11 protein-coding genes are annotated in these 12,411 nt (G+C 37.0%); 1 reads left to right on the top strand and 10 read right to left on the bottom strand.

The window, feature by feature from the left end; translation table 11 throughout:
* Positions 1–34 precede the first annotated feature (34 nt).
* The 3 genes from cerA to bdhA form a co-directional block, all read right to left on the bottom strand.
* Positions 35–886, bottom strand: a complete 852-nt coding sequence (gene cerA, locus EKQ63_RS05125; protein WP_000731010.1) for a phospholipase CerA — start codon at positions 884–886, stop codon at positions 35–37.
* A gap of 250 nt (positions 887–1,136) precedes the next feature.
* Positions 1,137–1,481: a potassium channel family protein gene (locus tag EKQ63_RS05120; RefSeq protein ID WP_000948234.1), complete on the bottom strand. Its 345-nt coding sequence runs from the start codon at positions 1,479–1,481 to the stop codon at positions 1,137–1,139.
* 118 nt (positions 1,482–1,599) lie between these two features.
* Positions 1,600–2,652: a (R,R)-butanediol dehydrogenase gene (gene bdhA / locus EKQ63_RS05115; RefSeq protein ID WP_000645822.1), complete on the bottom strand. Its 1,053-nt coding sequence runs from the start codon at positions 2,650–2,652 to the stop codon at positions 1,600–1,602.
* A gap of 225 nt (positions 2,653–2,877) precedes the next feature.
* Here bdhA and EKQ63_RS05110 point away from each other — a divergent pair, with 225 nt between their 5' ends.
* The gene (locus EKQ63_RS05110; protein ID WP_143880791.1) at positions 2,878–4,050 is read left to right on the top strand and encodes an MFS transporter; all 1,173 of its coding nucleotides are present in this window, start codon (positions 2,878–2,880) and stop codon (positions 4,048–4,050) included.
* A 281-nt stretch (positions 4,051–4,331) separates the two neighbouring features.
* Here the strand turns inward: EKQ63_RS05110 and inhA2 are convergent, their stop codons facing one another.
* The 7 genes from inhA2 to rbsK form a co-directional block, all read right to left on the bottom strand.
* The gene (inhA2, locus tag EKQ63_RS05105) at positions 4,332–6,731 is read right to left on the bottom strand and encodes a M6 family metalloprotease immune inhibitor InhA2 (RefSeq protein ID WP_143880790.1); all 2,400 of its coding nucleotides are present in this window, start codon (positions 6,729–6,731) and stop codon (positions 4,332–4,334) included.
* A 315-nt stretch (positions 6,732–7,046) separates the two neighbouring features.
* Positions 7,047–7,694 carry a fructose-6-phosphate aldolase gene (gene fsa / locus EKQ63_RS05100; RefSeq protein ID WP_000667661.1) on the bottom strand — a complete coding sequence of 216 codons (648 nt, stop codon included), beginning with the start codon at positions 7,692–7,694 and terminating at the stop codon, positions 7,047–7,049.
* Positions 7,695–7,728: 34 nt separating this feature from the next.
* The gene (gene rbsB / locus EKQ63_RS05095; RefSeq protein ID WP_060629555.1) at positions 7,729–8,655 is read right to left on the bottom strand and encodes a ribose ABC transporter substrate-binding protein RbsB; all 927 of its coding nucleotides are present in this window, start codon (positions 8,653–8,655) and stop codon (positions 7,729–7,731) included.
* Positions 8,656–8,669: 14 nt separating this feature from the next.
* Positions 8,670–9,605, bottom strand: a complete 936-nt coding sequence (locus EKQ63_RS05090) for an ABC transporter permease subunit (RefSeq protein ID WP_001074633.1) — start codon at positions 9,603–9,605, stop codon at positions 8,670–8,672.
* A gap of 2 nt (positions 9,606–9,607) precedes the next feature.
* Complete coding sequence (rbsA, locus tag EKQ63_RS05085; protein ID WP_143880789.1) at positions 9,608–11,092, bottom strand: ribose ABC transporter ATP-binding protein RbsA; 1,485 nt, start codon at positions 11,090–11,092, stop codon at positions 9,608–9,610.
* Positions 11,093–11,110: 18 nt separating this feature from the next.
* A complete protein-coding gene (gene rbsD, locus EKQ63_RS05080) occupies positions 11,111–11,506 on the bottom strand; it encodes a D-ribose pyranase (RefSeq protein WP_087953826.1) in 396 nt (131 codons plus the stop codon).
* Positions 11,503–12,399, bottom strand: coding sequence for a ribokinase (gene rbsK / locus EKQ63_RS05075; protein ID WP_087953827.1), 897 nt, complete (start codon positions 12,397–12,399; stop codon positions 11,503–11,505). The genes rbsD and rbsK overlap by 4 nt, the downstream gene beginning before the upstream one ends.
* Positions 12,400–12,411 lie beyond the last annotated feature (12 nt).

Here is a 12,411-nt window from a genome sequence, read left to right as displayed (position 1 = left end):
TACTCTATTGTGAGATTTGACCTTTTTTAAATACTTAACGATCTCCGTACGTATCAAACCAAAGCTGAATGTATCCAGCAGTAACACGTTGTGCATCCATTAATCGCTTACCTGTCATTGGCGTAACTTCAGCGCGCCATTTATCTGCATATTCTTGTGACACAGCTGCTTTTACGAACCAATCTTTCGTATTATCATTTACAATTCCAGAGTAATCTTGTTTCGCTACTACTGCCGCTCCATGAATCCACTCTTCTGGATTTGTACCTTTCCAGTTCCAATATCCATTTCCATCCGTTACTTTATAATTATCTTTTATCGTATCTACAAAGTTTTCATATTTAGAATGGAATCCTTGTGGATATGAAAGATTTGTAAAGTTTGCCGCATGCATCGGTTGGTTTACATCTCCTAAATAATGAAGAGATAATCCTAAATAGAAGAATGCTTGTTTCATATCTTTATTTTTGTATGATTCACCAGCTAATTTGAAATATTTAGCGCCAGTTTCTTTTGCCTGCTTTGCAAATGGAATATATGTTTTTCCATTGTCTGGATCATAGAAATGTGAAGCAAATGTGCTATTATCATAATAAGGATTTTCATAGTCAGCAGCATAAATACCGTTCTCTAACTCCGTACGCCATTCATTTAATTGTGCAACTCGATCTTGTTTTACAAGTGTTGTATTGCGAGACATAATATCAATCGCACGATTTACAATCCATAAATGAGAATTTACACCTTCTTTATGTTTATCTTCAGCAGACCAGCGGTGAACTATTTTTATTTTACTTCCCCCATCGTTTTCATGAGCAAATGCAACGCTTTGTAAAGGAGCTACTAATGTAATAGCTGCTGCTAAAGCAAGTACTTTCTTTTTCATCTGAAATCCTCCATTTTATAATCGAATTATTGTAAACTTTTTGTTAGGATCCTATGATGTCGTCCGGTTAACCTATGACTAGAATATCCCACCTTTCACGAAATTTCTATCAATAAATTAAAATATGCAGATTTTCATATCATTATAACTTTATACACAGTGAATATAATGAATGAATGCACTTTCATTTTAATAAACTATTATTAAGGCTTATCTAAACTAATGTAAAAAAAGAGTAAAGCATACACATTTACTCTTTTTTTCTATTCGATAATATACTTGGCAGTTGGACATTAACTGCCAACTTATGTATAAATCCAAACACTAATCCAATTCCAATAAATATGTATAAGATTGTAAATATTTTCCCAAAATCAGTTTGCGGGCTAAAATTCGCATCACCGACAGTCGTCAGCGTCACAACGCTAAAATACAAAGCGTCAAGAGGACGTAATCCTTCAACTGTACTATAAAAAATCGTACCAGATGTTAATGTTAAAAATGTTAATACGAATAATACTTGAAATTCTTTATCCTTCCACGCTCGTAAACAAGCTTTTAGCATTCGTTTCAATGTCAACATAAATGAAAGCATGAGACTTCCCCTTCCAAACAAAATACCTGTAGTTACAGGAAAGTCTATCACCTTTCTGTATAGAAAAAAAGTAGCCCTCTTCTATTTCTAGAAAAGAGCTACTTTTTACTATTCTATATTATTTAGGTGAAACAAGAATTTTCACTTGTGTTTTATCTTTTACAAGTGCTTCAAATCCTTCTTCAACAACTTGATCTACTGTGATTTTTTTCGTAATTAATTTCTCTGCTTGAATTTGACCAGAGCTAATTAATTTAATAACAGCTGGGAAGATATGACGGTATCCTAAAATACCAACCACTTCTTTTTCTTTTAGTACAAGATTGTTTGGAGTAATTGTTGCGTCTTTTTCCCATACACTAACAATTACAGTTTGTCCTTCGAAACTTGTACTTTCAATCGCTTGACGAAGTACTACTTCAACGCCTGTTACTTCAAAGCTCACATTTACACCTAAACCATTTGTTAAGTTACGAATTTCTGCTAATACATCTTGAGTAGCTGGATTTAATACATAATCCGCACCTGCTAATTTTGCTAACTCTTGACGTTCTTTAGAAAGTTCAACTGCAATAACCGGAGTTGCTCCTGCTGCTTTAGCTGCTTGGATAACAAGAAGTCCAATTGGACCACAACCGAATACTGCTACAGCTTCCCCTTCTTTTAATTTACTTTGACGTACTGCATGAACTGCTACAGCTGCTGGTTCTACAAGTGCACCTTGTTCATACGTCATTTCATCTGGAATATGGTGAACCATATCTTCTGGTACTACTGTATATTCAGAGAAACCGCCGCCTTCTCCGCCAAGACCGTGGAAAACAAGTTGTTCACAAACATTGTAATGTCCATGTTTACAAGCTTCACATTTACCACAAGAATAAATCGGTTCTACAACGACGCGGTCTCCCACTTTATGAGATGTAACGCCTTCACCGATTTCAACTACCTCACCGCTAAACTCATGACCTAAAATAACCGGTGCTTTTACATGTGTTAATGGATGCTCTTCTGTTGGAATAAAAATAGGTCCTGCTAAATATTCATGCAGGTCTGTCCCGCAGATACCACACCATTTCACTTTAATCTTAACTGCTCCTGGTTTTACAGTTGGTTCTGGTACTTCTTCTACTCTTACATCACGTTGATTATGCCAAAGTAATGCTTTCATTTTATACATCCCTCTCTATGTATATACTTAACCTGGTGAAGTTTACAAATCTATTATAATACTTCTATCCATATATTTCAAAAAAACAATATCATTTCCACTAAATTTTAACAAATAACGTTCAATATTTTGTCACTTTGTACTTTTTTCCACATCTGTTAACTCAATTTCATTGCGGTTGAAATTAGCATTATGCCATAATAGCATAGGAGAGGTGAATATCGCTTGAAATATTTTATTTACTTTATTGTTATCGTAGCGTTTCTAGATACATTTTCACAATTACCTATTATGAGTACGTTCGCTCAAAGTCTTGGAGGATCCCCTCTTATTATTGGGCTAGTTGTCGGCATGTACTCATTTGCTAATATGATCGGTAATATTATTGCTGGCGCTGCTGTCGATAAATTTGGTGCAAAAAAAATACTTTATATAAGCATGGGACTTATGAGTTTCATAGTCTTGTTATACACCGTTGTTCAAAGTGGTGAACAACTATTAGTTGTGCGCTTTATGCATGGCTTTAGTGACGGGTTTTTAATTCCTGCTGCCTTTACGTTTTTATCAAAACAAACAAATGCAGCAAGACAAGGTAAAGCAATGGCCCTATCTGGTGCTGCTGTTGGAACAGCGGCAATTGTAGGACCTGCCTTCAGCGGGATTATGAAAGCAACTGCTGGTATAGAGTGGGTGTTCATTACCATTTCTATTTTAATGGTTCTTGGTACAATCGTATCTCTCTTCTTCTTACCAAATAACGTATCAAGAAAAGATACTTCAAGAACACAAATGATGAACAAAGAAGATATGTTTGAACTATTGAAATCAGAACCGTTATTACAGGCATATATTGGTGCTTTCACACTCATGTTTTCACAAGGAATTGTCACTTATATGTTACCAGTGAAAGTTGAGGCATTAGCACTTAAAGCATCTACAACAGGCATGATGTTAAGTGTATTCGGTATTACCGCTATCCTCTTCTTCTTACTACCAACAAATCGTATTTACGATCGATTTAATCGTTCAAAACTAATGCTAATTGGTATTGCAGTAATGGCATTAGCGTTATCTTTACTTGGATTATTTGCAACAAAAGGCATGCTCTTTATCGTTATGATGATTTATGGCATTGGATTCGCTATCCTTTTCCCATCAATAAATGCATTACTTGTTGAAAATACGACAGATGATAAGCGCGGAAAAGCATTTGGATTGTTTTATGCTTTCTTCTCATTAGGAGTTGTTGCTGGATCCTTTACAGTTGGAGCAATCGGGGCATCCCCTAGCGTCAGCTTCGTTATTGGAACTGCATTCTTATTAACATTTGCCGGAATGATTTATGTCAGAAGCAAAGTAAAAGGCAAAGACAAAGTAAAAAAGACAATGATAGGATAATTCCATCATTGTCTTTTTTCGCCTAATATATTACTTTTGTGTATAACCAAGTACTACTGTAAATAAGCGTATGTATAAAATCAACACTACCTTCTTCCTTTAAAAAAGAAACTGAATAAATACCGACGATACTTCGACAATTTCCTCGGAAATATTTCCTTCCCCCACATAATTTGATACACAATATATGAACAGACACTTGTATTACATAAACTAAAATAATAACTTACTGTACAAATTCAAAAGCACATTCTTCATATGAAGAATGTGCTTTTCTGTTATTAACGTTTAATCCAAACAGCGCCTGCTGATTTATCCTCTGCCTGTCCAACAACTTGGAATTTAAGTCCAAGGTTCGGAACTTTTCTTCCTGCGTCTGCAATTTGTTTATTACTATATACTTTTGAATCATCAAAAGTTGTAACACCTTGTAATCCAGAATAGTTAAACTGTCCACGTGTTAATGAATTTACACTCCATGCTGGTGTTTGATCAAATGAAAATGCAGCGTCTGCAATTTGCATACCAGTATTACCGTAAGTTGGTTTTCCATTTAAATTGCCAACAAATGCTTCTGGATGAGAGTCTACAACACCAAGAAAGCCTTCACCTGGATGCTCCCCAACCCAATTATCTTTAAAGCTATCATCTGCGTACCAAACGACAAGACCTGTATTATACACTGGACCTTTTCCTGCTTTTAATCCATTATCTGATCCCGCATAGTTTCTCCACTCTAAGTAGTAATAATGAGCTTTTTTCTCTGTCCCATCAGAAACAACAAAACCATTTACATTCATTTTAGACTGTCCTTCTGCATCATCAGAAAATACTACTTGTCCATCAACTGTTACATTTACATTGTCCATCGCAAAACCTTTATACGTTACAGCTGGATCTGTGATATAGTCGAATTGTAGTTTCACTTTTTTTCCTTTAAATTGACTTAAATCGTATGATTTATCAATCCATTTCCCATCTGTTGTATCTTTATCTCCTTGGACTATTTTTTCTCCAAGTCTATCAATTAATGTTTTCGTTCCATCTTCTGTTACTGCATGTACTTCGACAAAATCGCACTCTGCTTCTAACTCATAATTTGCTTTATAATCGAATTTTGCATTTGTTCCTTTTGTTAAATCAAAGAATGGTGTTTCTAGTGTTGTATGCATATCATCTCCTCTTGTACTGTAATATGCATGCTTTCCAAACTCCGGCTTAATCGTTTCAACACTTTTACCTGGTAAGTTAACACGTACAACGCCTGGACGATTGGACTTCGTAACACTTTGATCGATATATGTAGGAACTCCTACACCACGTTTAATGTTATCGTAATCTACTTCCAAAATTCTTGCCCAGTTGCCACCCATATTCTTTTGTAAGAAATCTTTATTTTGTGGTGAGAAACTAGTTGGCTCTGTTCCTGCAATTTTCCCTGTCCAACTTCCCCCACTCATGAGTGACCAAGCTTCGACAGGTGAACCCGTTCCAGTATATTTCGTATCATATTCATCTGGTAAGCCAAGGTCATGTCCAAATTCATGCGCAAATACGCCTACTGCTCCATCTTCTGGTTCAATTGTGTAATCATGTGCTGCTACTTTGCCACCAAAGTAATCTACCTTTGATTTTGTCCCTTCAATTGCTACTGGATCTATTGCTAATTTTGAACGATGTGACCAAATGGCATCATCGCCTAATTTACCACCACCAGCTTCTTGACCAACACCTGCATGGATTACCATTAAATGATCAATTACACCGTCAGGCTCATTTTGATTCCCATCACCATTTGTATCATATCTATCAAACTGATCAAATTGAGATAAATCTAACCCTTTCTCAGCAGCTGCATGTAAAGCTTCTTTCACTAAATCACGTGCGCCTTTTGGTCCTTTATTATCGTGACCACTACTACCATCAGCACCGTAGTCAGATGCTTTTCCTGGAACAGTTAGCCACTCCGTTACATATCCATCTGTCGTATAACTACCACCAGACTGCTCTTCGTAATATTGTTTAAATGTTTTTACTTTCGAACCATCAAATAACGTGTATGGTTCATTACCAAATAACATCTTTTGATAATGCTCTCTACTAAAGTCATTCGAATACATATACCCTGGCGTTTGATCAATATTATTATGTTTATAATCACTAAATTCAACGAGTAACACTAATACTTTATCAGTTCGAACCGGTCCCTTATACGGTGCTTGCTTTGCTTTAGATGTTGGAACTCGCCCATTCAATTGTTTTTTATTTGGTTCAGGCTTTTGCTCAGGGCTAACATTTTTTTCAGGTTTCTTTACTTTCTCCTTTTCTTCCATTTTTTTCTCTTTTACTTTTTTCACGAAATCAGATGCCTCTTTAGCAGTATCGGTTGGAAGAATTTCTTTATTTGCCTGGTCCCCTTGTTTCTTTTCAATATATTTCTCTACAGCTTTTTTCGTCTCTTCTTTAGAAGATGCTGGATTAATTGTTCCTCTTTCTTTCAGAGCTTCCGCTAAACGATCTTCTTGAATTAAATTGTAATCAATTGGTGTTGTAGACACATTTATTTTCTCTTTTGCTGGCGTTTCTGCGTATGCTAATGGAGCACTCATTACAGATGTGCATCCGATAATTGCCGCAATTGCTAGTGACGATAACACTTTAAATGGCGCTTTTCTTCTCATTCTATTTCTCTCCTTTTATAAAACTTAAAATTCAGATAAATAAGTGCATTTAAATCAAAAGCTCTACTTTCTGCCCTCCCTATATAAAAAGGCACAATCCTATAAACGTTAAGCTTTCTGTTATAGAATCATGCCCTCCAGTTTTCTGGTCAGAACTTCTACTGTTTTATGTCGAAATATGAAACATAAAAAGTGATTTGATATATATTAAATAGCTTATATAACAAATTTAAAAGACAATATGCAAAATTGCATGAAAATTCTTTTAAATAAAAAAGAATCCTAGTCAATTAAACTAGGATTCTTGATTTTCTATTATTTCTCTTGTGTTTTTTCCCAATCAGCTAAGAATTTCTCAATTCCTTGATCTGTTAATGGGTGCTTCACTAATGAAGCAATTACGTTTGCTGGGATTGTTGCAATATGTGCACCGTTTAATGCTGCGTCAGTTACGTGAACACTGTGACGTACAGATGCTGCGATAATTTCTGTTTCGATACCGTGAATTGCAAAGATTTCTGCGATTTGGCGAATTAAGTCCATACCGTTATGACCGATATCATCTAAGCGACCTAAGAATGGTGAAACGTATGTTGCACCAGCACGAGCTGCAAGTAATGCTTGAACTGCTGAGAACACTAATGTAACGTTTGTACGAATTCCTAAGTCAGAGAACGCTTTTACTGCTTTTAAACCTTCTGTTGTCATTGGAACTTTTACAACAACGTTTGGAGCAATTTTCGCTAACTCTTTTCCTTCTTCGATCATTTTATCTGCTTCTAAACTAATTACTTCTGCACTTACAGGTCCTTCTACGACGTTGCAAATTTCACGAATGCGCTCGTGGAAATCTACACCTTCTTTTGCTACAAGTGATGGATTTGTCGTTACTCCAGCTAATACGCCTAATGCATTTGCCTCTTTAATTTCGTTAATGTTTGCTGTATCAATAAAGAATTTCATTTGTTATTCTTCCTTCCTAATTTTCATTTTATATTTATTTATTTTTCTTAATAAGCTCTAATTCAATCGGAATAGATTTGTCCACTTTTTTACCTTGTGTGATCTCTTTTGCTGTTTGCATCGCCTTCTCTCCGATTAATTCCGGTTTTTGAGCGACTGTTGCAGCCATACGCCCATCTTTAACCGCTTTTACAGCATCTTCTGTTGCATCAAATCCAACAACGACTACATCTGTTTTCCCAGCAGACTTCAATGCTTCAAGTGCACCTAATGCCATCTCGTCGTTATGCGCAAACACGGCTTTAATATCACCATTTGCTTGCAAAATGTTTTCCATAACAGATAATCCTTTTGCTCTATCAAAATCAGCCGCTTGTTTAGCAACTACTTTTAAAGACTTATCGGCTACGTTATGGAATCCTTTCCCACGTTCACGAGCAGCAGAGGATCCAGGGATTCCTTCTAACTCAGCAACGTTTGCTCCTTCGCCGACTAATTCACGAATGTAATCACTAGCCATTTGACCACCTTCGATGTTATTAGATGCAATGTGAGAAACAACCTTACCTGAATTTGCAACGCGGTCTACTGTAATAACAGGAACGTTCGCTGCATTTGCCGCACTTACCGCTGAAGCAACAGCATCTGAATCGGTTGGATTAATAACAACTACATCGACACCTTTTTGAATTAAATCTTCAACATCGTTCGTTTGCTTTGCTGCATCATTTTGCGCATCAACAGCAATCAATTCAATACCGCTTTCTTTCGCTTTCTTTTCTGCCCCTTTTTTCAAAGTCACAAAAAATGGATTGTTTAAAGTTGAAACAGAGAATCCAACTTTAATAGTTTTATTTCGACCTTTATCGCTAGAATCCTTTGCCCATTCTGGTGGTTCCATTGAACAACCAGCAGTAATGACCATAATACATGCAACGAGTATAAGTAACCATTTCTTCATGAACTGTCCCTCCATTACGCTTCTTTTCGGCGATCAATTAATACAGCTAGTAAGATTACAAGTCCTTTTACAACTTGTTGGAAGAAAGAAGATACACCTAATAAATTTAAACCGTTATTTAGTACACCAATAATAAGTACACCGATGAATGTACCAACAATCCATCCTCTTCCCCCAGAAAGACTTGTTCCACCTAATACAACTGCTGCAATTGCATCTAACTCGTAAGAAGTACCTGCAGTTGGCTGTGCAGAATCTAGTCTTGATGTTAGGACAATACCTGCAAGCGCTGCCAAAATTCCAGAAAGACCGTAAATCATTACTTTAATTCTCGTAACATTAATACCTGATAATGCTGCTGCTTCTTCATTTCCACCAATTGCAAATGTACGGCGACCAAATGTCGTTTTCTTCAAAATGAAGTACAGTACTGCAAAAGCGATCATCATTGTAACAGCTGGTACCGGAATACCGAGAAAATACCCGCGACCAAACATTTGGAACATTAAATGATCACCAAGTCCAGTGATCGGACGTCCGTCCATATAAACAAGCGTCAACCCGCGAAAAATAGTCATTGTTGCTAAAGTCGCAATAAATGGAGCTACTTTTCCCTTTGCTATGATGATACCGTTTACAATTCCCATTACAAGACCAGCTAATAATCCAACTGCCATCGCAAGGAACGGGTCCATGCCACTTGCCATCATTCCAGCAACAAGTGCACTTGATAATGCTAAAATAGAACCTACCGATAAGTCAATACCCCCTGTTAAAATTACAAAGGTCATTCCGAATGCAATAAGCGCATTAATCGATACTTGACGCAGTATATTAAATAAATTTGGAATTTCAATAAACGCTGGATTTAAAGCTGTAATTACTACAATAATTAGCGCTAGTCCAATTAAAGACCCAAGTTGTTGTAATACATTCCCCTTCTTAGCCATCCTTACTCTCCCCCTGTAGCTAGTGCCATAATAGACTCTTGTGATGCCTCATTTTTCTCTAAAATGCCGCCGACTTTTCCTTCATGAATAACAAGAACGCGATCACTCATCCCTAAAACTTCTGGAAGCTCAGATGATACCATAATAACGGCATCTCCTTCTTCGGTAAGCTTATTCATAATAGAGTAAATTTCTTTTTTCGCTCCAACATCAACACCCCTTGTTGGCTCATCTAAAATGAGTAACTGCGGGTGGATACCTAGCCATTTCGCAATAACAACTTTTTGCTGATTTCCACCAGAAAGAGATTTCACCGCTTGCTCTCCACTAGATGCTTTCACATTAAGAAGTTTCATCATGTCCGCTGTAAACTGTTGTTCTAGCTCATTGCTTAGAACACTTCCCTTTGAAAGACTCTCTAAATTTGGTAAAGCTAAATTTTCTCGAATTGAGAAATCTAATACTAACCCTTCAGATTTTCTATCCTCTGTAATGAATGCAATTCTTTGTCTAATCGCATCTATCGGACTATCAATCTTTACTTCTTGTCCATTTATAAAAATTTGGCCAGAATCTAAAGGTTCGTATCCAAATATCGCTTTCATAATATCTGTACGGCCAGCTCCCATCAAACCAGCAACACCAAGGATTTCACCCTTTCTAACTTGAAACGAAACATTTTCAAACTTCCCTTTTTTCGTTCCATTACGCATTTCCAAAATAACATCGCCAATTTGACTATTTCGTTCTGGATAACGTTCACCAATGCTGCGCCCCACCATCATACTCACTACTTCATCAAATGATGTTTCCGGAATGGCTCTCTTTCCGACGTATTCCCCATCACGTAAAATCGTAATGGTATCACATATTGAAAAAATTTCTTCCATTCGGTGTGAGATATAAACGAACGACACGCCTTCTTTACGTAATTTATTAATGACAGTAAACAACGTTTCAATCTCACGATCTGTTAATGCAGCTGTCGGTTCATCCATAATAATAACGCTCGCGTTTGTCATTAACGCTTTCGCAATTTCGATAATCTGCTGTTGTCCAACCGATAGTTCCTCTGCTAACATAGCACCTCTTACATGCAATCCTAGCTCTGCTAGTTGCTGCTGTGCAATCGCGTTCATTTGTCGAGTGCGTAAAATACCTGTTTTCCCATACATTAACTCTTTACCGAGAAACATATTTTCAGCTACTGTTAAATTCGGCAATATGTTTAGTTCTTGATGTATAAATGCGATGCCGTACTCTTCAGCTTCTTTCGCATTTTTAAAGGTGCGCTCTTGCCCATCAATCGTGATTGTCCCACCATCTTTTTTGTATACACCTGTTAAAATCTTCATGAGCGTTGATTTACCCGCTCCATTTTCCCCCATCAATGCATGGACTTCTCCTGTTTCAATCATAAACTGTGCATTCTTCAAAACAGGATTTCCATTGAACGCCTTTGAAATGTTTTTCATTTCAATATGCATTCCCATCACTTCCCTTTATTAAAAAATCACGCCTGCATGTAAAATTACATTTGCATAAGGCGTAGCCTCGCCTGTACGAATAATCGCCTTCGCTTTCTTTGTATGCTCTTTAAATTGTTCGTGAGATACATACTCAAATGCTGGTTCTATTAATTTCTGCTCTATTTCTTTATTTACTTCCGCATTATTGTGAATAACTTCTTCTGCTAACGTCACTTTTTCAATTGCCATATCATCTGCTACCACTTGCAATACATCTAAAAAGCTAGGTTTTCCTATTTCAACAGCTAGATCAATTCTCTTTACTCCGTCAGGAATTGGTAAACCGCAATCAGCGATTACAATCGTATCCGTATGCCCAAGTGAAGCAAGCACTGCTGCAATCTCACTGTTTAATACGCCGTGCTTTTTCATCCGACAATCACCTGCACTTCACGTACTCTATCTCTCGTTGGCATACCGCCTTGTGCTCCAAGCTTCGTTACAGAAAGACCACCAGCAATATTCGCAAAACGAATTGCTTTTTGAAGTGTTTCGCCTTCAGAAAGCGCAACTGCTAACGCACCATTAAATGTATCACCAGCTCCAGTTGTATCCACTACATCAACAGCAATGCTAGGAACATGTACAATCTCCGTACCATTATGGAAACGTACACCGTTAGAACCTTCTGTCATCAATAGTTTATTTGGATATTTAGCCAATAAATCTTCAATTGGCGATGTGAAATCATCTAATACGATGCGACACTCATGTTCATTTGGCGTAATATAAGTTGCCTTTTCTAAAATATCTTTTGACAATACTTGTGCTGGCGCTGGATTTAACATAACTGGAATATTATGCTCCTCACAAATAGCTAATACATATTCCACTGTTTCAAGTGGAATCTCTAGTTGAAGAACAACCATATCTGCTTTTATAAGAAGATCTTTTGAACGATCTACAATCGAATCATTTACGAGAGCATTCGCTCCTTGCACAACAACAATACTGTTATCCTCTTCTGCTAAAACGATATGAGCAATTCCTGTCGCCGCATCTGTAACCGGTACCACATAGTCGATAAAAACACGTTCGTTCTCTAAATTTTTCTTAACTACAGTTCCATAATTATCGTTTCCTACCGCTCCAACCATTGCTACATTTGCGCCTAATCTAGCTGCAGCAACCGCTTGGTTAGCTCCTTTTCCTCCTGGAATTGTATGAAATGCTTCACCAATTACTGTTTCTCCTGCTTTCGGACGTTTTTTTGAAACGGCCACTAAGTCCATTGAAATACTACCTACTACTGCAATATTTGGCATCTATTTCAGCTC

The organism is Bacillus sp. BD59S, assembly GCF_007363175.1.
Classification (GTDB): Bacteria; Bacillota; Bacilli; order Bacillales; family Bacillaceae_G; genus Bacillus_A; species Bacillus_A pacificus.
This window is presented reverse-complemented; position numbering and strand designations above follow the sequence as displayed.

Bases quoted from the DNA above. Each gene is read 5' to 3' on its own strand.
- cerA (WP_000731010.1), bottom strand. From the start codon at position 886: ATGAAAAAGAAAGTACTTGCTTTAGCAGCAGCTATTACATTAGTAGCT.
- EKQ63_RS05120 (WP_000948234.1), bottom strand. From the start codon at position 1,481: ATGCTTTCATTTATGTTGACATTGAAACGAATGCTAAAAGCTTGTTTA.
- bdhA (WP_000645822.1), bottom strand. From the start codon at position 2,652: ATGAAAGCATTACTTTGGCATAATCAACGTGATGTAAGAGTAGAAGAA.
- inhA2 (WP_143880790.1), bottom strand. From the start codon at position 6,731: ATGAGAAGAAAAGCGCCATTTAAAGTGTTATCGTCACTAGCAATTGCG.
- fsa (WP_000667661.1), bottom strand. From the start codon at position 7,694: ATGAAATTCTTTATTGATACAGCAAACATTAACGAAATTAAAGAGGCA.
- rbsB (WP_060629555.1), bottom strand. From the start codon at position 8,655: ATGAAGAAATGGTTACTTATACTCGTTGCATGTATTATGGTCATTACT.
- EKQ63_RS05090 (WP_001074633.1), bottom strand. From the start codon at position 9,605: ATGGCTAAGAAGGGGAATGTATTACAACAACTTGGGTCTTTAATTGGA.
- rbsA (WP_143880789.1), bottom strand. From the start codon at position 11,092: ATGCATATTGAAATGAAAAACATTTCAAAGGCGTTCAATGGAAATCCT.
- rbsD (WP_087953826.1), bottom strand. From the start codon at position 11,506: ATGAAAAAGCACGGCGTATTAAACAGTGAGATTGCAGCAGTGCTTGCT.
- rbsK (WP_087953827.1), bottom strand. From the start codon at position 12,399: ATGCCAAATATTGCAGTAGTAGGTAGTATTTCAATGGACTTAGTGGCC.